This is a genomic window from Carnobacterium sp. 1290_CSPC, from assembly GCF_001053265.1.
Lineage (GTDB): Bacteria > Bacillota > Bacilli > Lactobacillales > Aerococcaceae > Aerococcus > Aerococcus urinaeequi.
This window is the reverse complement of record NZ_JVVG01000071.1, coordinates 49,375-71,980: the sequence shown is the minus strand read 5'-3', so window position 1 is coordinate 71,980 and position 22,606 is coordinate 49,375. Positions and strand designations below refer to the sequence as shown.

The 22,606-nt window shown below is 40.4% G+C and carries 16 protein-coding genes; all 16 read left to right on the top strand.

Annotated features, from left to right (window positions below; genetic code table 11):
• Positions 1 to 14: 14 nt before the first annotated feature.
• The 16 genes from AC973_RS06495 to ligA all read left to right on the top strand — a co-directional run bounded on the left by AC973_RS06495 (position 15) and on the right by ligA (position 22,507).
• Positions 15 to 992, top strand: a complete 978-nt coding sequence (locus AC973_RS06495) for an NAD(P)H-dependent flavin oxidoreductase (RefSeq protein ID WP_048728860.1) — start codon at positions 15 to 17, stop codon at positions 990 to 992.
• A gap of 12 nt (positions 993 to 1,004) precedes the next feature.
• Entirely contained in the window at positions 1,005 to 2,207 is a 1,203-nt protein-coding gene (locus AC973_RS06490) for an acyl-CoA dehydrogenase family protein (protein WP_048728858.1), read from the top strand.
• 87 nt (positions 2,208 to 2,294) lie between these two features.
• Entirely contained in the window at positions 2,295 to 3,860 is a 1,566-nt protein-coding gene (locus AC973_RS06485) for a CoA-transferase (RefSeq protein ID WP_048728855.1), read from the top strand.
• Positions 3,861 to 3,976: 116 nt separating this feature from the next.
• Entirely contained in the window at positions 3,977 to 4,213 is a 237-nt protein-coding gene (locus AC973_RS06480; RefSeq protein ID WP_048728851.1) for a hypothetical protein, read from the top strand.
• 170 nt (positions 4,214 to 4,383) lie between these two features.
• The gene (locus tag AC973_RS06475; protein WP_048728849.1) at positions 4,384 to 6,855 is read left to right on the top strand and encodes a 5'-nucleotidase C-terminal domain-containing protein; all 2,472 of its coding nucleotides are present in this window, start codon (positions 4,384 to 4,386) and stop codon (positions 6,853 to 6,855) included.
• 998 nt (positions 6,856 to 7,853) lie between these two features.
• On the top strand, positions 7,854 to 9,032 hold the full coding sequence (locus AC973_RS06470) for an ABC transporter substrate-binding protein (protein WP_048728847.1): 1,179 nt from the start codon (positions 7,854 to 7,856) through the stop codon (positions 9,030 to 9,032).
• A gap of 387 nt (positions 9,033 to 9,419) precedes the next feature.
• The gene (locus AC973_RS06465) at positions 9,420 to 10,607 is read left to right on the top strand and encodes an ABC transporter substrate-binding protein (protein ID WP_048728844.1); all 1,188 of its coding nucleotides are present in this window, start codon (positions 9,420 to 9,422) and stop codon (positions 10,605 to 10,607) included.
• Between the two features lie 133 nt (positions 10,608 to 10,740).
• Positions 10,741 to 11,934, top strand: coding sequence for an ABC transporter substrate-binding protein (locus AC973_RS06460; protein WP_048728843.1), 1,194 nt, complete (start codon positions 10,741 to 10,743; stop codon positions 11,932 to 11,934).
• Between the two features lie 413 nt (positions 11,935 to 12,347).
• Positions 12,348 to 13,226: a branched-chain amino acid ABC transporter permease gene (locus AC973_RS06455; RefSeq protein ID WP_048728841.1), complete on the top strand. Its 879-nt coding sequence runs from the start codon at positions 12,348 to 12,350 to the stop codon at positions 13,224 to 13,226.
• A gap of 8 nt (positions 13,227 to 13,234) precedes the next feature.
• Positions 13,235 to 14,221 carry a branched-chain amino acid ABC transporter permease gene (locus AC973_RS06450; RefSeq protein ID WP_048728839.1) on the top strand — a complete coding sequence of 329 codons (987 nt, stop codon included), beginning with the start codon at positions 13,235 to 13,237 and terminating at the stop codon, positions 14,219 to 14,221.
• 2 nt (positions 14,222 to 14,223) lie between these two features.
• Positions 14,224 to 14,997, top strand: coding sequence for an ABC transporter ATP-binding protein (locus tag AC973_RS06445; protein ID WP_016897926.1), 774 nt, complete (start codon positions 14,224 to 14,226; stop codon positions 14,995 to 14,997).
• A gap of 3 nt (positions 14,998 to 15,000) precedes the next feature.
• Positions 15,001 to 15,720 (top strand): ABC transporter ATP-binding protein, encoded by a 720-nt coding sequence (locus tag AC973_RS06440; protein ID WP_048728832.1) that lies wholly within the window; start codon positions 15,001 to 15,003, stop codon positions 15,718 to 15,720.
• A 129-nt stretch (positions 15,721 to 15,849) separates the two neighbouring features.
• A complete protein-coding gene (locus AC973_RS06435; RefSeq protein ID WP_048728830.1) occupies positions 15,850 to 16,593 on the top strand; it encodes a glycoside hydrolase family 73 protein in 744 nt (247 codons plus the stop codon).
• Between the two features lie 101 nt (positions 16,594 to 16,694).
• Positions 16,695 to 17,351: a GntR family transcriptional regulator gene (locus AC973_RS06430; protein ID WP_016897923.1), complete on the top strand. Its 657-nt coding sequence runs from the start codon at positions 16,695 to 16,697 to the stop codon at positions 17,349 to 17,351.
• Between the two features lie 527 nt (positions 17,352 to 17,878).
• A complete protein-coding gene (locus AC973_RS06425) occupies positions 17,879 to 20,461 on the top strand; it encodes a UvrD-helicase domain-containing protein (protein ID WP_318278574.1) in 2,583 nt (860 codons plus the stop codon).
• A gap of 33 nt (positions 20,462 to 20,494) precedes the next feature.
• Complete coding sequence (ligA, locus tag AC973_RS06420) at positions 20,495 to 22,507, top strand: NAD-dependent DNA ligase LigA (protein WP_048728824.1); 2,013 nt, start codon at positions 20,495 to 20,497, stop codon at positions 22,505 to 22,507.
• Positions 22,508 to 22,606: the final 99 nt, after the last annotated feature.

The window sequence follows — 22,606 nt, the reverse complement described above, 5'->3', positions numbered from 1 at the left end:
AGGAGCGATCCAATATGCAAACGCGTGTCACTGAAATGCTCAATATTCAGTATCCAATTATCCAAGGGGGAATGCAGTATATGTCGCTGGCTGAACTTGCTTCAGCTGTGTCAAATGCTGGTGGACTTGGTATAGTACCGTCCATGGCTTTCCCGGACGTAGATAGTTTAAGAGCTGAAGTCAAAAAAATGAAAACTTTAACTGATAAACCCTTTGGCTTCAACATTTCATTAGTACCTGAAGTAGCTATGCCAGAAGTGATTATGGATTATATTCAAGTCTTGGTTGAAGAGGGGGTACCAGTAGTTGAAACTTCTGGTCAACGACCAAGAAACTTTATCCAACCATTGAAAGATGCTGGTATTAAAGTGATTCATAAAGTTACCTCCATCCGCCATGGGTTAGCGGCACAGGAAGATGGTGCGGATATCATTGCCTTTGTTGGTGCTGAAGGTGGTGGCCACCCAGGAGTAGACCTTGTTTCTGGTCCAATACTTTGGGCTAAAGCGGTAGAGAAAATATCTGTACCTGTATTGGCTGCTGGTGGGATTGTGGATAGTAAAAGCCTATATGCCGCTATGGCTTTAGGTGTAGATGGTGTCTTAATGTCCACTAGATTTCTAGCAACACCAGAAGTGAATGCTTCGGATACTTATCGGCAGGCCTTATTACAGATACCAGAAAATGGGACTGTTTTAACAATGACATCTTTAAGAAATGCTATGCGTGTGGCTAATAATGAAATGGCTCAAGAAATCCTGCAAGCAGAAAAAGACGGCGCGACACTAGAAACACTAATGCCTTTGATTTCAGGGCGGAGGTCTTATGAAGCGATGCAAAATGGGGATGTCCAACATGCGCAACTCAGCATGGGTCAAGGCGTGGGGCGGATTAACGAGATTATGACAGTTGATGAAATATTTGAGGAGCTTATTAATGGTTTCCAAGAACGACATGCCTATATGACTAACCTTTCGGCTGTATTTAAGTAGGAGGGTAGGCATATGGATAAACAGCAGATACTTTCAGATTTATATCCTGAAGACGTGTATGGTTTCAGCCAAAAATTAACTGAAATAGAAGTTGAATTGTTGAGTAAATTGCGTCAAGTATTAGAAGATCAAATAGCGCCTACTTTAAAACAGCACTGGAAAGAAGAGACTTTTCCTTTTGAGGCTTTTAAAGCGGTCGGCGACTTAGGTTTAATGAACCATCCTGACCTATTCAAAGAAAGCCAGCAACCATACAAAGTGAGCGAATATTTTAATCTTTTCCGTTATTATGAATTGGCCAGGACGGATATGTCCTTAGCGACCTTTATGACTGTCCATGCGGGGCTAGGCTTCACTACCTTACTACAAGGAGGAAGTCAGGAACAAATTGATTATTTCGCACCAAAATTTACTAGTTTTGAGTGGCAGACTTGTTTTGCCTTAACAGAACCTGATCACGGGTCTGATATTGCTGGTGGTATGGCGACAACAGCAGTAAGAGATGGCGATAACTGGCTACTGAATGGTGAGAAACGTTGGATTGGCGGCGCAGGCTCAGCAGATTTCATACCAATATTTGCCCGTAACCCAGAAAATAATGATATCCTTTGCTTCATGGTATCAACCGCAACCGAGGGCCTTACCGTAGAGAAGATTGATGGGAAAATAGCCCTAAGACTGGTACAAAATGGTCATATTCATTTAAAGAATGTACAGGTGGCTGAGGCCTTTAGACTACCTAAAATTCAATCCTTTAGAGATGTTTCGCGTATCCTTTACGCAACGCGTGCAGATGTTTCCCATATTACGGCAGGTGGGCATGCGGGTGCCTTAAGGGCGGCTTTGAAATATACGGGACAGCGAGAACAGTTCGGTAAAAAAGTTAGCCAATTCCAAATTACCCAGGAAAAATTAGCGAGGATGCAAGCGAATGCTGCAACTGGCTTATCCTTATCTTATCGCTTAGCTGAACTTCAAACTGAGGGGAAATATGCTGAAGTGCCAGCTTCAATTGCTAAAATGCAAAATGCTCGTTTATTAAGGGAAACTGTAGCATTGGGTAGAGAAATTTGCGGAGGAAATGGTATTACGGTGGATACGGAAGTTGCAAGATATTTTGGAGATGCAGAAGCCATTTATTCCTACGAAGGTACACATGAAGTGAATAGTTTGATTATAGGGCGACATTTAACAGGATTTAGCGCCTTTGTATAGTTTGTTTAAAAGTCTTGTGGCGGACCGGGTGCGAAAACTTAGTCCGCTATTTTTATTGAAGCATTAAAAAGAATTTAGAGGTGGACTATGAAAAGTAAGGTACGTTCAGTAACAGAAATTGTCGCCTTAGTGAAAGATGAGGCACGTATTGCTTTCACAACTAGTGGTATTGGTGGTTTGGCGGAAGAATTTTTTGGCGCATTACGTCAGCAATATGAGCAAGCCAGTCACCCAAAAGACATTACTGTGATATCAGTTGCAGGACTCAGTCGCGGTGAGGGAACGGGAATTGACTTATTGTTAGCACCTGGATTACTCAAACGCTATATCGGGTCTCATATCCACGGAGCCCCATTAACTGGGCAAGCTGCCTTGAATAATCAAATTGAACTATTTATTATACCTCAAGGAACGATTGGTTTACTTTATCGAAATGCCGCGGAAAAAGGACCGGGCGTGTGGACAAAAGTTGGACTTGATACCTATGTAGACCCTCGTCAATCTGGCGGAAAAATGTCTGATAAAGCTCGTCAGCAAGATGACTTAATGGTAGTTGAAAATCTACAAGGCGAAGAGTGGTTATTTTACAAGAGCATTGGCATTGATGTAGCCGTTATTAAGGCAACTCATGCTGATGAGAAGGGAAACTTGGCTTTCACGCATGAACCCATGAATCTACAAGCCTTAACAATGGCTATTGCAGCTAAGAATTCTGGTGGAATCGTCATTGCTCAAGTTGAACAAGTAGTTAAAAGAGGTAGTTTACAGGCAAAATCCGTTGTTGTACCAGGAATTTTAGTAGATTACGTGTATAAAGGCACACCTGAGTATCATCAACAAACTTTTGCTACAAGCTATAATCCGTTGCTTTCAAATGAGATTCGTAGCGATTATTTGCCAATAAAATCAGCACCCTTGTCCCCTAAATTGGTGATTGCACGTAGGGCAGCTTTGGAATTGAAACGGCATTCGATTATTAATATAGGAGTTGGGCTTCCTTGTATGGTATCTAATTTAGTTTATGAAGCCAATTTACTTGATGAATATCATTTCACCACCGATTTAGGAGCTGTTGGTGGGGTACCTGCTCCCGGATTTGACTATGGACCAAATTATAATGCAGAGGCAGTCATTAACTCTGGTGACATGTTCGACCTATACCATGGTGGCGGACTAGAGACAACAGTACTTGGATTTGGTGAAATAAACCAAAATGGCAATGTGAATACGACTTTATTGGGTAACCGTATTATGGGTCCTGGTGGTATGATGGACATTGCGGAAGGGGCAAAGCAAATTATTTTTGTAGGTCCTTTTATGGTGAAAGATAAAAGTCATGTTGAAAATAACCAGTTAGTGGTTGATGATCAAGGAAGTAATAGTAAATTTACGGACGCCTTATCTTATGTCACTTTCAATGGGTCAAAAGCAGTTAAGGCGGGTAAGAAAATAACCATTGTGACTGATAGAGCGGTGTTTGTGTTGAATAAGGAAGCGAAATTGGTTTTAACTGAAGTGGCACCTGGTCTAGAATTGCAAAAGGACGTTCTTGACTATATGCCATTTAACCCAGAAATTGCTGAAGACTTAAAAGAAATAGACAGCCAATTATATCAGGATGAATGGGTTTTAAGTGATCATCAAGTACAATAATGTATTTTTATTAGAAGATAATGAGGGGACGTAACTTGGCAATATTTGACATGCCTTACTAAAGAATATAAAATAAGCGTGACTAATGGCTGTATTTATATATTTAGGAGATAGTAATGTTGATGAATAGGGTAGCAATTATCGTTGAACCAGTGACAAAAGACCAATCTGGCGAAATTCGTGTCTTAGTGGATCAAATGGTTTACAAGGCAAAGAGTGCAATTCCTGACGGCGAATTCGTTCAAAACGAATTGGTTAAGATTTGCCGCATTGAAGACGATATCGCATACTGCCAACGTGGTATGTTAGATAATCAATATGATCAAGATATCAAAGTTTCTGTTGTTAGCTAAACTTTGCAATATATTATATTAGAAGCAGGTTTCCGGTAATAGGGTGCCTGCTTTTTTTATTTTAAAAATATTATTTACACAAAATTTACATCATATAAATAGCGATATTAACATTTAGTCGGTATTATGCTAAGTGGGACACTTATTGGGTTTTATATGAGGAGGAGAACATGTCAAAACGTTATTTTATTTCTACTAGTCGTATTGTGTTATCTATCGCAGCAACAGGTATCGTTGGTTTAGCAGCTACACCTCAAGCTAAAGCAGCAGAAGTAACCGCCGTCGTAGAAACACCTGCATCAAATGCCACAAGTACTGAAGCTACCACTTCTGAAGTTGTTGTCGAAGAAGCAACTACAACTGAGGAAGCGTCAGCAGTCGAAGAAACTGTAGCAAGCGAAACAGCAGCATCTTCAGCAGTAACTGAAACAACAGAAGAAGTAACTACTGAACCTGTCGTTGAAGAATCAACACTTGTAGATCCAGTTGTTGAAGACGTGATTACTGAGGACTTAACAGTGTCAGAAGTAGCCGTTGAAACACCTGTAACGACTCCAGCAAGCGACGCAGATACGGATGGTGATGGTCGTGTGGATGAAATTACCATTGTCCATACAAATGACATTCACGGTCGTGCTGAACAAGCTAACGGTGTAATTGGTATTGCAAATGCAGCCCAATATTTTGAAGAAGTTGACGCAGATGTGATTGTAGATGCTGGGGATGCCTTCCAAGGTTTACCTTTATCTAACCATGATGAAGGTGCAGCAATGGCTGAAGCGATGAACGAAGCTGGCTATGACGCAATGGCAGTGGGTAACCATGAATTTGACTTCGGTCAAGATGTTGCAACTGGTTATCAAGACAAAACTGGTTTCCCAGTATTATCAGTAAACACTGTATATGCAGATAGCCAAGAGTTAGTATTTGGATCTTCTACAAACGTTTCGACACAAGGGTATAACTTAGGTGTCGTTGGGGTAACAACACCAGAAACAGCGACTAAAACACATCCAAATAACGTTCAAAATATTGAATTCTTATCTCCAATTGATACAACAGTTAATGAAATTAATCGTTTAATCGAAGACCAAACAACAATTGAAGACGCCTTTATCGTCTTATCTCACTTAGGTATAGATGCAACAACAAATGAAGAATGGCGCGCAACTGCTTTAGCAGCGGCTTTAGATGACGTTGCAACATTCGATGCTTACCAAATTATCATTTTAGATGGTCACTCTCATACAGCTTTTGCCAATGAACGTTACGGTAATGTCTTGTTACAACAAACTGGTACTGCTTTAAATAACATTGGTTTAGTGACATTGAACCTTGTTGATCCTTCATTAACAGAGGGTCAATTAGTGGATGCACAAACAGCCTTAGAAACAATTGGTTATGAATTTGACGAAGAGGGCAACCAAGTAACTGCTGGCCGTACAAATGAAACAGTTCAAGCGATTGTTGATGAAGCTTCTGTGGCTTTTGAAGAAGAAACAGGTCGTGTGATCGTTGAAGAAAATCCAATCTGGTTTAACGGTGTTCGTGAGTACGTGCGTTCACACGAAACAAACTCAGGTACATACATTACCGACGCAATGGTTGAATACGGCCGTAACGGTGGTTTCAACAACCCGACTGATTTCGCTATGATCAACGGTGGTGGTATTCGTGAGCAAATTGTTCAAGGTGAACCAATCACTGAAGGCGACGTGATTGCTGTTTTACCATTTGGTAATATCATCTCTCAAATCCAAGTAACTGGTGAAACAATTTACGACATGTTTGAATTGGCTTACTCAGCAACGACTGTAACGGAACCTTATTCATCTTCTGATGGTCAATACACTGTAGAAGCAATCGATGAAGACTCAAACTTACCAAGTCTAGCAGCTTTAGGTGGTTTCTTACAAGTATCTTCTGACATCAAAATCTACTTCGACCCAACATTAGAAGCAGGTCAACGTGTATTAGGTGTTTACATCTTAAACCGTGAAACAGGTGAATTTGAATTAGTGGCTGATGACGCAAATGGTAGCTACTTCATGGCAACTAACGATTTCTTAGCACAAGGCGGGGACGGCTATACGATGCTATCTGGTGAACGTGAAGAAGGACCTTCGTTAGACCGTGTTGTGATGGATGCAATGGAAACTGGCGTTGTTAACTTAGCAGACTACGCTGACGAATTACCACAAAACCAAATCATCCCAATGTTAACTGCTGACTACGAAGCTTTACTTGCTGAAGCTGGTGAAACACCAGCTGAAGAAGTTCCGGGCGAAGAAGTACCAGGTGAAGAAACGCCTGCAGAGGAAACTCCGGCAGAAGAAACAACTGGCGGTGAAGCAGAAGAAACAACTGGCGGTGAAGCAGAAGAAGAAGCGACTTCAGGTAAAACGGGTGGACAATCAGGTTCAACTGAAGCTGGTTCTACAGATAAAACAATAGATAAAGCAGCAGATAAAGCTGATCCTAAAACACCAGGTAAATCATCTAAAGCTGAAGAAAAAGAAGCAGCTGTAGTGGCTGCGGCTACATTGCCAAAAGCTGGATTCACAGCAGGTGGCTTTGGATTTGCCTTCTCAGCAATCGTTGCTGGATTAGGTTTAGCCTTACCAGGACGTAAACGTAAATAATTGATACTAATATAAGATACCAAAAGAGGGCTGTCTCGATTAAAGGAGACAGTCCTCTTTTTGTAAACTAAACTAAATCTAAGACATTAATCAGTAATCGAATAGGTGCGACTGAGACAAGGGTTGAAAGTAAGAGTCGTTTTGCCAATTGTTTAGGATATAAATCGGTATCATTGCCTCGTGACATGGCCCAGACCCCAAAGTAATAGATAAAAAAATTGGTTGGGATATTGATGAGCGAGATATAGAACGTGGCGTCAGGCCCGTATAAGGCGAGGATTAAAAGGAGGCCCATGAAACCATTATTTTGAAAGAAGGTTAGAAACTGAACAGTTCCGGCTAAGGTTATTGGTGCTTTTAATAATTGTTGTCATTCAGCGACAAACCCTATCAGCATAATCATTTGAATTACAGACGTCAGAACTTCACTGCTTTGTTGATTTTACTATCATTATATAGACCACTGGGAAAGATTAGCTGGAATCAATAGGAAAAATGAAATAGGCAGGAATAAGCCATAAAAGATATAAATAAAACGGTTAGAGTCAAGTTAGGGCGATAAGTAGACGATTTCAAAAAAAATGATAAAATGATTAAAATAAAGCTTTATTATTAGAATTTAATTTGGTATATTATAGACAACTCAGAAAAACGAAAAGGAGCGAGGTACCATGACTAACATGAACAAAAAATCATCGATGGCTATTTGGGCTTCAAACCCGCTTAGTATTTCTCACGCATCTTTATTACTTTTATTAGCTTAGTTAGGGTTCTACAACATGATGTAGGGTCCTTTTTTCCATGAAATATGGGCCTAGCTAATTAGCCGGTGGTTCGTATCTCACGAAGCGCCGGCTTTTTTATTGGGATCAGTTAGCTAAGAAGAGTGACGAGAATGAAGGAGAATATTTTGAGTTAAGGAATCCCCTTTTTCAAAGAAGGGGATCGGCAATTATATTAAAGTTTAAAATTATAGTGGAGATATAGGAGGATTTATGATGAATATTAAAGGGATTAAACGTTTCTCAGTCATGTTGCTGTCAACAATGGTAATTGCGGGTTGTGGAAATTTGACGCAGACTTCTAGTTCGAATTCTAATACGAGTGAGGACACGATTAAAATTGGTGGGAACTTTGAGTTAACGGGTTCTGCTGCTGGTTACGGGAATGATATTAATAATGGAGCGAAACTAGCGGTTGAAGAGATCAATGAAGCTGGTGGGATCGACGGCAAGCAAATTGAATATATTGAAGCGGATAACAAGTCGGATGCAAATGAATCAGCGTCAGCAGCGGCGCGTTTGATCGATGAAGAGGGCGTATCAGCGATTGTTGGGCCGTCATTGACCGCTAACTTCCAAGCGCAAATTAATGCAGCTACACAAGCGCAAGTGCCATTTATTGGGCCAGCGGTAACAAGTGATGGGGCGACCTTAGATTCTAATGGCGAAGCTTATGAATATGGGTTCTCAGTAGCCTTCCTAAACTCCTTCCAAGGGGGCGCGATTGCACGTTTTTCAAATGACCAAGGCTATGAAACGGCAGCAGTTATGCAAGATAACTCGTCAGATTACGGACAAATTCTATCAGACGAATTTACAAGCGCTTTTGAAGGGGATGTTGTAGCAACTGAATCTTATGTATCAGGCGATACAGATTACTCTTCTATCTTGACGAATATTAAATCTAAAAATCCGGATGTTATCTTCATTGCCGGTTACTATACTGAAGCGGGAACAATCATCAAACAGGCCCGTGAAATGGGTATTGAAGCAGCGATTGTTGGACCGGATGGTTTGGCCTCAGAAGAGTTGAGCTCACTTGCGGGTGAAGAAAACATGAATGACATCTACTATGTATCTCATTTCGCCTCAGATGAAGATGCTTCAAAAGCCTCTCAAGAATTCTCAGCAGCCTTTGAAGAAGCCTACGGTAAAGCACCGGATGAGTTTGCGGCCCTAGGTTATGACGCAGTTTACCTATACGCAAATGCGGTAGAAGAAGTGGGTTCTGAAGACAACCAAGCCATTGCTGAAGCGATTGCTAACACCACTGACTTCCAAGGGGTAACTGGTGCGATCACAATGAAAGAAGACCATACACCAAATAAAACAGCCTACATCCAAGAGATTCAAAATAATGAAGTGGTTGGATCAACTGCAGTAGCACCAGAATAGGTATTAGTACTTTCAGAATGGTAAAAAGAATCTCCGGATTTTCTAGCAAATTTCTAATAAAAGGCTTGTAACCCTTTTAAAACTTTGCTATATTAATAGCAACTCATTAAGAACAAATTAGAAAGGAAGTGAAACAAGATGAAAACAGTTGTAAAACAATCCTGCAATGTCAATAGTCTTGTTTCGCCAACCTTTGCTAACATTATTATTATTAACTAAGGGGATTCTACAAATGTGTAGGGTCCTATTTCTCGTTAAAGAGGGGCCTTGGTTAGAACGACGGTCCTGAAGAGGCTGTCGTTTTTTTTATGGCAAATAATGATGTAGCGCTTGGGTTTGGACATGAGGCAAAATTAAAATCAATTACGTTCTGGGGAGGACATATAGATGAAATTTAGAAAACTAGCTTTAACTTTATTATCTACCGTCACTTTAGCTGCTTGTGGGGCTGCGACTTCTACTAGCAATTCAGGCGCTTCAAACACTGCAGACAACGAAACTTTCAATGTTGGTGGTAACTTTGGTTTATCAGGTGCCTTTTCTGCTTACGGTACTGCGATCAATGATGGTGCAGCCTTAGCCTTTAAAGAAATCAATGAAGATGGTGGTGTCTTGGGTAAAGATGTGAACTACATCTCTGTAGACAACAAGTCAGATGCAACTGAGTCAACTACGCAAACTGCTCGTTTAATTGATGAAGAAAACATCTCCGTTTTGGTGGGTTCTGATACAACAGGATCAACTGAAGCACAAATCCAAACAGCTACTGACGCAAGTGTGCCAGTTGTTGCACCAGCAGCGACAGGTGACTCATTAACATTAGATAGCTCTGGTAATGTCCTGGAATACGTATTCCGTGTGCCATTCCAAGATGCTTTCCAAGGTTCTGTATTAGCGGAATTTGCTAACCAAGAAGGTTACGAAACTGCAGCAATCATCCAAGATAACTCTTCTGACTACGGTCAAAACTTAGCAGCTGAGTTTGATGACATCTTTGAAGGTGAAGTAGTCGGAACTGAATCTTACGTTTCAGGTGATACTGACTTCAACTCAATTTTAAATAACATCGCTTCTAAGAACCCGGATGTAATCTTTATCGCTGGTTACTACACTGAAGGTGGTTCAATTGTGAAACAAGCCCGTGAAATGGGTATTGAATCAGCAATCTTAGCACCAGATGGTTTCGGGGCTGAAGAATTCGTTGAATTAGCTGGCGCTGAAAACGTGAATAACTTCTACTACACTGCTCACTATACAACTGGTGAAGGTGCAACTGATAAAACAACTGAATTCGTTGAAGCCTTTAAAGCAGAATACGGTTCAGCACCAAACATGTTTGATGCTTTAGGTTATGATGCAGCTTACTTAGTAGCAGATGCAGCTGAACGTGCGGGCGAAGATGACCGTCAAGCGATCACAGATGCCTTAGCTGAAACAACTGACTTTGAAGGGGTAACTGGTACTTTCTCATTTGATGAAAACCACAACCCAGTGAAAACTGCTTACATCATCGAAATGGAAAATGGTGAAGAAGTAGGTTCTTCAGCAGTAAGTCCAGAGGATGTTGCCAACTAATTTTGATCGATAAATTAATTTTTTAAAAATTAAAATAAAATTAAAAATCAATTGCTTTTTGAGTAGAACCGCCTTATACTAATATTAGTCTTATCTTTATTGTTCCAAATATAAAATTTTGGAGGAATTTATGATGAAAATGAAAAAAATGCTTTTAACAATGGGTTCTTTAATGATGTTGGCGGCCTGTGGTTCAGTGACGCAAACATCCAACAATGCAAGTTCAACTAGCGAGAGTAGCGGAGATACTATCAAGATTGGTGGTAACTGGGACTTATCTGGTGCTGGTGCAGCCTATGGTGGCCCGGCAAATGAAGGGGTTAAATTAGCTTTTAAACTGGCGAATGATGCTGGTGGCATTAACGGTCAAACGATCGAATATGTTGAAGCTGACAACCGTACTGATCCAAATGAGTCTGCCAATACAGCAACACGCTTAATTGATGAAGAGAATGTACAAATGATTATCGGGCCAGCAACAACCGGTGCATTTGAAGCACAAATTCCAACTGGAACGAATGCTGAAATACCAATGATTGCGCCAGCTGCGACGGGTGATACCTTAACAGTTGATAGTTCTGGTAATACATTAGAGTACGTTTTCCGTGTAGCTTTCCAAGATGCTTTCCAAGGTTCGGCACTTGCAAGTTTTGCTAATGGTGAAGGTTATGAAACTGCCGCAATTATCCAAGACAATTCAACTGATTACGGACAGAACTTATCTGCTACGTTTGAAGAAGAATTCCAAGGAAACATTGTTGCAAATGAGTCATACATTGCAGGTGATTCTGACTTCAATTCAATCCTAAATAACATCGCTTCTGACGATCCGGATGTAATCTTTATAGCTGGTTACTATTCAGAGGGTGGTCCAATCGTTAAACAAGCACGTGAAAAGGGAATTGATGCAGTTATTCTGGCACCAGATGGTTTTGGTAGCCAAGAGTTTATTGATTTAGCGGGTGCGGAAAATGTAACCGACTTCTACTACACTTCTCACTATACAACTGGTGAAGGGTCAACAGAAGCAACGGCAGAGTTTATTGAAGCGTACGAAGCTGAATACGGTAAAACACCAGACATGTTTGCTGCTTTAGGATACGATGCTGCCAACTTAGCGATTGACGCTATTGAACGTGCAGGATCAGGTGATCCAGCTGGAGTAACAGCTGCAATTGAAGAAACAGAAGAATTTGCTGGTGCGACCGGTACATTCTCATTCGATGACCAACATAATCCAATCAAGACAGCTTACATTCTAGAAATGCAAGAAGGTGAAGTTGTAGGTTCTACTACAATCTCTCCAGACGACATCGTGAGTGAATAGAGTAGTCTGACCATTTAATAAAGAACAAATTTGGGAAGTTCTAGATGAAATGCAAACTTTGTACATGTTTGTCTTTTTAATACTAGGACTTCCCTTATTTTATGTTGAAAAATGAGGAAATAAAGCGTTAACATCGTCAAAAGTGTTACGGTTTTAAAACAAAATTAGAAAATTATTAAAAAAGATTGCATAAGAATTGGCATATTCTTATAATAAAACCAGTCTTATTCTTATGGTATTTGCGGTAACTAGGTCAACTTCTGCAATGGCAGGGATGACAAAAAGTTGAAAATATTAAATGTTACATGAGTAAATACATACTTTATTAATAAAGATGAACAAATATAATGTTGGATTATATTTGCCGTGGGGCAACTCACAAGTATTCAAAAAAGGAAAAGGAAGTGAAATAAATGGAGATGTTTTTGCAACAGCTTGTAAACGGACTCTCTTTGGGTAGTATTTATGCCCTTATGGCTTTAGGTTATACAATGGTATACGGAATTATCGGCTTGATTAACTTCGCGCACGGTGATGTTTATATGGTTGGAGCCTTTTTTGGTTTTTGGTTAATTACGGGGTTAGGGATGAATATTATTCTAGCACTTATATTAACAATGATTTTTACAGCAATTTTAGGGGTAATTATTGAGCGTGTGGCATACAAACCTTTACGTAAATCAACACGTATTGCAGCCTTAATTACGGCAATAGGGGTATCTTACCTATTACAAAACTTTATGATCTACTATGTAGGACCAGAAGTACGTGCCTTCCCTACATCATTACCAAACTTATCATTAGATTTAGGTTTATTTACGATTTCAACACAACAAGTAGTGATCTTCATTGTAACGATTATCTTGATGATTGCCTTACAATACACTGTTCGTCAAACAAAAATGGGTCAAGGGATGCGTGCAGTATCTGTAGATGCTGATGCAGCGCGTTTAATGGGGATTTCCGTAGACAATGTCATTTCCTTTACTTTCGCTATTGGATCGGCTTTAGCTGGTGCTGGTGGGGTATTAGTTGGTATCTACTATAATTCTATTTCGCCAACTATGGGACTAACACCAGGTATTAAAGCTTTCGTAGCCGCTGTTTTAGGTGGTATCGGATCAATTCCTGGTGCCATGTTAGGTGGTATTTTAATCGGTGTGGTTGAATCAATGGTATCTATGATTGGTTTATCTACTTGGCGTGACGCTGCGGTTTACCTAATTTTAATTATCATTTTAGTCTTCAAACCTAGCGGATTGTTAGGTAAAGGCACACAAGAGAAAGTATAGGAGGGTGTATGATGAAAAAAGGATCATGGGCAAAAAACTTCTTTACTAAATCAACAATTACTTGGATTTGTGTGATTTTGGGACTATTCTTCTTAATCATGGCAGCCTATTTAATGGGATTAGTAACGTCGTTCTATCAAAATATTATGGTGACAATTGGGATTAATATGATCCTAGCTGTTGGCTTGAACTTAGTAGTGGGCTATGCGGGACAATTCTCGCTGGGTCACGCAGGGTTTATGGCGATTGGTGCCTACGTTGGTGCCATCCTTTCAACGCAAATTCCAGGACCAATCGGTTTCTATGCTGGTATGGCTGCTGGGGCTGTTTTAGCAGCTATCGTCGCTTTAATCGTAGGGGTTCCTACCTTACGTTTGAAAGGTGACTACTTAGCGATTGCAACTTTAGGGGCTTCTGAAATTATCCGTATCATCATCCAAAACTTGAAAATCACTAACGGTGCCGCTGGTATCTCAGGTATTCCAATGAACGTAACTTGGATTACTTTATTTATCTTCATCGTTTTAACGACATTATTAATTGTAAACTATATCCACTCTAGTCCAGGACGTGCTACTATTGCCGTTCGGGAAAATGAAATAGCTGCCGAATCTGTTGGGGTAAAAACAACTAGGTATAAAATCATCGCCTTTGTAATCGGTGCTGTTACAGCTTCAATCGCAGGTACTTTATACGCAGGTTACTTCTCCGTAATCAACCCATCACAATTCACTTTCCAACGTTCAATCGACGTGTTAATCATCGTTGTATTCGGTGGTATCGGATCAGTAACGGGTTCATTCGTTGCAGCTATCGCCTTAGGTTTACTAAACTCAGTTTTAGCCCCTTTAGGTCAATTACGTATGGTTGTATATGGTATCGCGATTATCGCCATCATGGTATTCAAGCCATCAGGTTTGATGGGTGATTTTGAATTACAATTCAGTAAATTATTCAACCGCAAGAAAAAAGATTCTGATAAAGAGGAGGCATAACCATGTCATTATTGACGATTAAAGATTTAAATAAAAATTTTGGCGGGTTAGCCGCTGTATCGAATGTAAATATTGATTTAGAAAAGAATGAATTAGTTGGACTTATCGGCCCTAACGGTGCAGGTAAAACGACATTATTCAACTTGCTGACTGGTGTTTATGAGCCGAGTTCAGGTGAAGTAAAATTATCAACTGACGAAGGTGACGTGGTTTTAAATGGTAAAGAGCCAAGTGAAATCAACCGCTATGGTTTAGCAAGAACCTTTCAAAATATCCGTTTATTTGGTCAGTTGACTGTTTTAGACAACGTGTTAGTAGCTTTACATACTAAACACGGCGCTAGCTTTTTGTCTAGTGTTTTACGTACGCCAGCTTTCTACAAAAACCGAGAAGAATTAAAAGAACGCGCAATCGAATTGCTAAGTATTTTTAACCTTCAAGATTTACTATATGAAAAAGCGAAAAACTTGCCATATGGTCAACAACGTCGTCTAGAAATCGTTCGTGCCTTAGCGACTGAGCCAAAAATCTTATTCTTGGATGAACCAGCTGCAGGGATGAACCCAAATGAAACAGCTAATTTAACCGAATTAATCCGTCAAATTCAAAAGGATTTCGACATTACAGTAGTCCTTATCGAGCATGATATGTCGCTAGTAATGAATGTGTGTGAACGTATCTACGTATTAGAATACGGTAAATTGATCGCCCACGGTACACCTAGTGAAATCCAAAGTAATCCAGCTGTTATCAAAGCATACTTAGGAGGCGAGTAAAATATGACAATGTTAGAAGTAAAAGATTTGAAAGTCTCATACGGCATGATTGAAGCGATTAAAGGGATTAGCTTTGAAGTCAATCAAGGCGAGATTGTTTCCCTAATCGGTTCCAATGGTGCGGGTAAATCCACAACCTTACGGACAATTTCAGGTATCAAACCAGCTAAAAGTGGTCAAATTCTTTATGAAGGACAAGATATCCTAAAATCAAACGCAATGAAGATTGTAAAAGCAGGTATTTCTCAAGTACCTGAAGGGCGTCACGTATTTAAAGGGATGTCAGTTAAGGAAAACCTGTTAATGGGTGCTTACACTCGTAAAGACCGTGATGGCTTAAAAGAGGATATGGAAAAATCATTTGAATACTTCCCAATCATTAAAGAGCGTTTAAATCAAGACGCAGCGACTTTATCAGGCGGGGAACAACAAATGGTTGCCATGGCAAGAGCTTTAATGGCTAAGCCAAAATTACTATTATTAGATGAGCCATCAATGGGGTTGGCGCCATTATTCATTCAACAAATATTCAATATTATTGAAGAAATTAATGCAGCTGGTACAACAGTACTATTGATTGAACAAAATGCCAAGCAAGCGTTAAGTATTTCTGATCGTGCTTACGTTATGGAAACTGGTAAAATTTTATTATCAGGAACTGGTGATGAATTATTAACTTCTGAGAAAGTACAAGAAGCTTATCTTGGTGGGGCAATGATCTAGATTTATATAATCTTAATATAAGCGTTGAGTAATCGTAATGGTTTACTTAACGCTTTTTATGTATAATGCAAGGGAAAAATGGACTAATTATAGCCCAAAGTAAGATGTATGCAAGGAGGTGACAATATTTTGGCAAAGAGAAAGAAACAAGCAAGACGCAAATTAAAGGGTTGGCAAGGTTGGCTTAAAGGGTATCAACAAGCATTCAGGTTAATTTTCAAAAAAAGAAGACATAGAAAAGTACGATATCTTTCGAAGAAGAAACGTACGCAACGTCGTAAAGAAATATGGTTAGGAACACTTGCAATTCTTGGATTGATGCTATTTTTCCTTTCCCAAGACTATCAAGGCGTACCCACGTCAAGTGACACCTCGAGTGAAGAGGTGGAAATGGTATATACGGACCAAGAATTTGTGGATTTAGTCGGGCAATATGCAGTAACTGAATATCCTAATTCTCATGTATTACCAAGTATTGTCACCGCCCAAGCAGTATTAGAATCTAATTTTGGTAAAAGTCAATTATCTAGTGAGTATTTTAATTTATTTGGTCGTAAATCATATAGCCCAAATGATCCAAGTGTAGATTTACCCACACAAGAATTTGTGAATGGCCAATATATTACGGTGGATGAGCCTTTCCGGGTTTATACATCTTGGGAAGAATCAGTAGCTGATCACGGAAGGTTACTTGCAAACGGCACTTCATGGAATGAAACACATTATAATGGTGTTTTGAATGCAAGTTCGTATAAAGAAGCTGCCTATGCCTTGCAAGAAGCTGGCTATGCCACCGATCCTAATTATGCGGAATCTTTGATAGATGTGATAGAAAGATACGAATTAACTAGATTTGATAACCGGGTTCAATAGGATAAGTGAAAGAAAATTCATTTGCAATGGTACCTATTCAAGTGTATTATAAAAGATGAACAATATTTCGGTATATTGTACTTTTTATAGGGGGTAAAACCGTGGCGAAGACTAAGAGCTATAAGGACATAGCATATCAATACCTAAAGGAACAAATCGATAGTAATTTGCTATTACCAGATACACACTTAAAAGAAGTGGAAATTGCAGAAACGCTAGGCATGAGTCGTACGCCGGTTCGAAAAGCCATGGCACAACTTGCTGAAGAAGATTATATTCGTATTGAACAATACAAGGGTGCGGTAGTAGCGAAAAATGCACTAAACGCACGAGCAATTGTGGAACGTCTACAATTTATTGAATTGTTAACTATGAATCTCTTCCAGCAAATGCAAAATAAAGATGTCCAAGTAGACACCGAACGCGTTGAAGAATTGAAACAAAATATTTCTGAATCACTTGCAGCATATGACTTGGAAACTTACTTTGATACTGAATTCAAAATGTTTACCTATTTGGTATCCTTCTATCCGAATTCATACTTCAGACAGGTTACCTTGAATACAATTCAACCCCTACATGAATTGTACATAAAAGAAGCCAAGGAAGATCACTCAACCTTCAAACGTGAAGCGAATGATTTAAAAGAAATCTACCCAACGATGTTGAAAGCTTTAGTACATAAAGATTATGCGATGGCGCGTAAACAAGCCCGCATCTGGATAAACCAATTAATTCTTTATCAAATCAACAAATAGGAGAGAGACGAATCTTAAAAGGTTCGTCTTTTCTTATGGTATCAGCTTGTGTCGCACCTTGTTAGTTGAGCTCTTCAGAGCAGTCAGGTGTCCGCTTCAGATATAGTTTGTGTGATGTGCCATCACTACAACTATATCTTCCATCTTATGAGCGAGTTAATGCTTTAGCATATACTCGCTCAAATGTGTTAGAAGTCTCCTGCCTTAGCGCTCTGAATCACATCCTATAATCGGGTTCGCTCGACCAGCTCAAGTCCAATTCAGACTAACTTGCAGCTGATTGCATCAGCCACTGCATTAGTCCTCCAGCGTTGTTGAGCTGAACGGTCTCGCTCACACCTTGTTTAATCGGGCTCCACAAACCAGAAATGACTGCGTTTCAGATTAGTTTGCAACTGACTGCGTCAGTCACTACACTAATCTTCCAACGGTTCATTTCTACCGGTTTGTGTCGCACCTTGTTTTCGTTGAACAGGTGTTCTATAAATGGTATCCTTATCAATGAAACTATACGGGAAGGTGGCCTAATGATGGCATTGAATCAATTTACGAAGGGGCTTAATGATCGACAAAAGGAAGCTGTTGAGCATACCGAAGGGCCGCTATTAATTATGGCTGGTGCTGGTAGTGGGAAAACACGTGTTTTGACTCACCGCATGGCCTATATTTTAAGTGAAAAAGATGTGAATCCTTGGAATATTTTGGCGATTACATTTACCAACAAGGCCGCTAAGGAAATGAAAGAACGAGTTTCAGCTCTAGTAGGCCCGGATGCCAATGATATGTGGGTATCCACTTTTCACGCTATGTGTGTACGTATTTTAAGAAGAGAAGCTGAGGCAATTGGTTTTACAAGGTCCTTTACCATAGCTGATCCATCAGAACAACAAACCCTTATCAAACGTATTATTAAAGAATTAAACTTAGATAAGGATAAATTCTCTCATAAAATGCTGCTAGGGCGTATTTCTGATGCGAAGAATAACTTAATGCTACCAGATGACTACCGTCAAAATTATTCTGGATATATAGAAGATGTAGTGGCAGATGTATATGAACGCTACCAGAAAGGTCTTCAAGCAGCGCAATCTTTCGACTTCGACGATTTAATTATGTATACCGTTAAATTATTTGACCAACAGCCAGATATTCTGAAATACTACCAACAAAAATTTCACTATATCCATGTGGATGAATATCAAGATACCAACGAAGCCCAATATAAATTGGTCAAACACCTAGGAGGGTACTTCCATAATGTGTGTGTAGTAGGGGATGCTGACCAGTCTATTTATGGTTGGCGTGGTGCCAATATGGAAAATATCTTGAACTTCGAAAAGGATTATCCAAAATCAACCACTATCCTATTGGAACAAAATTATCGGTCTACTAAAAATATCTTGCAAGCGGCCAATAATGTCATCAATAAAAACACCTATCGTAAGGATAAGACCCTTTGGACTGATAATAACCAGGGTGAATTGATTTCTTATTACCGGGCGCAAAATGAGCGTGATGAGTCCAACTATGTCATCGGTAAAATTAAAGATGCTATCAAAGATCAAAACAAGCGTTACGGTGACATTGCCATTCTGTATAGAACCAATGCCCAGTCCCGTGTAATGGAGGAGAATTTGGTCAAGGCCAACATGCCTTACCGGATCGTTGGCGGTCTAAAATTCTACGACCGCAAGGAAATTAAAGACATTCTAGCTTACCTACGTCTACTGGCCAATCCGTCTGATAACCTATCATTTACGCGTATTATCAACGTGCCTAAACGTGGTATTGGACCAGGAACCCTAGATAAATTAAACACATTCGCCAGCCAGCAAGGGATTTCCCTTTTACAGGCGGCAACCCTAGTCGACCATTCACCAATCACTGGTAAAGGTGCTACGAATTTAAAGGCTTTCGGCAAAATGATGGCCAATCTCCAAACGCAACGCGAATTCTTAGCCATCCAAGACTTAGTCGAGGAAATTTTAGCGCAAACCGGCTACTTAAAGGACTTGGAAAATCAAAAAACACTTGAAGCTGACGCCCGCATCGACAATATTCACGAGTTCATTTCGGTAACCCAAGAGTTCGACAAACGTTGGGAAGCTGAGCAAGAAGACCGCGAACAAGCAGCGCAAATTGCGGCCCAAGAAGAAGCAGACCGGCCGACAGAATTACAAGAAGCCAACCTCAACCAAAGTGACGTGAATCCGGGCAATAACCCACTCAATCCAGATGGTACCTTCAATTTATTCGACCTTGAAGGGATTCAAGCAGAACTTGATGGTGTGATTGACAACAATCCGGCTGAAGATGATGCCTTGATGGGCTTTATCACGGATTTATCATTGGTATCAGATTTAGACAACCAAGAAATTGACCAACAAGGGGAATTGACCTTGATGACCTTACATGCGGCTAAAGGACTTGAGTTCCCAATTGTTTTCATTATTGGGATGGAAGAAGGCATGTTCCCACTAGCCCGAGCAGCTAAGGAGGAGTCGGAACTTGAAGAGGAACGACGACTTGCTTATGTAGGCATTACCCGAGCGGAAGAGAAACTATACTTAACCAATTCATTGTCGCGCTTGCTTTACGGGAAATACCAGTCCAACCCAGTTTCGCGATTTATCGCAGAAATTGATGACGAATTATTAGACGACAGCGAAAATGAGCGGTCTATTTTCCAACCATCTGGCGGCAGTCCATCAGACTTACCATTTGGTAGCAGCAGCTCATCAGGTTTCGGTTCATCATCTTCATCCGGCTCAGGATTTGGCTCAGGCGCAACTTTTGCGGCAGATTATGCCAGCAAACGTAAACGAGCGTCCAATACCTATGAAAGAGCCAATGCCAAGTCTTACTATGAACGCAAGAAAGAAGCGAAACGGTCAGTATTTGACCCAGTTACCGCTAATAAAGATATTAAAACAGTAGATGGTCCAGTAACCTGGGCTATCGGCGATAAAGCCGTCCACAAAAAATGGGGTGTTGGGACAGTTGTCAAGATTTCAGGTACTGGCAATGACCAAGAGTTAGATATCGCTTTCCCTAATCAAGGAATCAAGCGTCTATTATCTGCCTTCGCCCCAATTGAGAAACAAGCTTAAAATATACATCATGGAATAAAAGGAGATTGAACGATGACAAAGGATAACCAACAAAGTATTGATGTTGCGCGTATTGAAGCCTTAACCCATCTCTTGAATGACTATGCCTACCAATACTATGCCTTAGATAATCCAACGATTTCGGATACCGAATACGACAAACTTTACCGTGAGTTACAGGATTTAGAAGCCAAGTACCCAACTTTCATTCAAGCTGAATCGCCAACGCAACGGGTGGGGGACGCTGTGTCCGAAGCCTTTACTAAGGTAACCCATTCACAACCGATGATGTCACTAGGTAATGCCTTTAATTTTGAAGAAGTAGCTAAATTTGTAGCAGATGCAAAGAAAAATGTTGGCGACCATATACGCTTTGTATGTGAGTTGAAAATTGATGGTTTATCAGTAGCTATTCAATATGAAAATGGCCGTTATGTCAGAGCAGCCACCCGGGGGGATGGTGTTGTTGGGGAAGATATTACCAACAATGTTCGTACCATTAAATCAGTCCCTATGAAACTTCGTCAAGATATTGATATCGAGGTGCGCGGCGAAATCTACATGCCTAAAGATGCCTTTTTGGCCTTAAATGAAAAACGTGAAGAAGCAGGATTGCCAACTTTCGCTAACCCGCGGAATTCAGCTGCTGGGTCAATCCGTCAATTGGATTCAAAAGTCACAGCCAGTCGTAATTTGAATATTTTCTTATACTCTGGGGTCTTTTCTGATCAATTACCGATCAAGAGCCAACAAGACTTGTTCCAACATTTCCCAGACTATGGCTTGCGTGTAAACCCGCTAACCAGAGTGTGTGAAACTTTCGAAGAAATTCAAGCCTACATTGAAGAAATGACTGCTAAACGTCACGAATTGTCTTACGGTATTGATGGGATTGTTATCAAGGTAGACGATTTTAGTGACCAAGAAACTTTAGGCTATACGGTTAAGGCACCCAAATGGGCGATTGCCTACAAATTCCAAGCCGAAGAAGTGGAAACGACCATCCATGATATCGAGTGGACGGTTGGGCGTACAGGTGTAGTGACCCCAACTGCCATTATGGAACCAGTTTTATTAGACGGGTCAACCGTTCAACGGGCTAGCCTCCACAATATGGACTTGATTGAAGCTAAAGATATCCGCCTAAATGATACAGTGGTCATCCATAAGGCGGGGGATATTATTCCAGAAGTGGTGACGGTTGTTTTAGACAAGCGACCTGAAGATTCAACGCCGTATCCAAAACCAACGACTTGTCCGGTTTGCCATAGCGACCTAGTCCATTTAGAGGATGAAGTGGCCTTGAGATGTGTGAACCCAGCTTGTCCAGCCCAAGCAAAAGAGAAGTTGTACCATTTCGTGTCTCGAAACGCTATGAATATTACCGGTGTTGGCCCATCTGTCCTAGAACAAATGTATGACAAGGCCAATGTCCATAGTCCAGCAGACTTATACCAAGTCAAGAAAGACCAATTGATGGCCTTAGATAAAATTGGTGATAAGGCGTCAGATAAGATTATCCAAGCAATAGAAGATTCTAAAGAAAATTCCCTAGAGCGCTTATTATTTGGTTTAGGCATTCGTCATGTTGGTGCTAAAGCAGCTCGTCAGATCGCTGAAGTGTACCCAAGCATGCAAGAAATTATGACCAAGGAAATCTCCGATTTAACCAGTATTGAAGGGATTGGTGAAACCATCGCGGATTCCGTGGTTGCCTTTTTTGCCACAGACGGCGCGCGCGAAACCATTGAGGCCCTAGTGGAAAATGGCGTCAACATGCAGTACAAGGGGCCGGTTAAAGCAGAAGTTGAAGCCATCGATTCCTTCTGGGCCGGCAAAACAATCGTCCTAACTGGGAAATTATCTCAGTACACAAGACCGGAAGCTAAGAAAGCTATCGAAGCCTTAGGTGGTAACGTTACAGGGTCCGTTTCTAAGAAGACGGATATCCTAGTTGCCGGGGAAGATGCAGGGTCAAAATTGGCCAAAGCAGAAAACTTAGGCGTTACTGTATTTTCTGAACAAGACATGGTTGACAAGTTATAATATAATAGACTCTATGAAGTGCGTTTCGAAATAGCTTCTTTAGACGGACTACAGTCATCCTATCGGGCTTGAAAAGTTGAAACGACTTTTCTTGAAGCG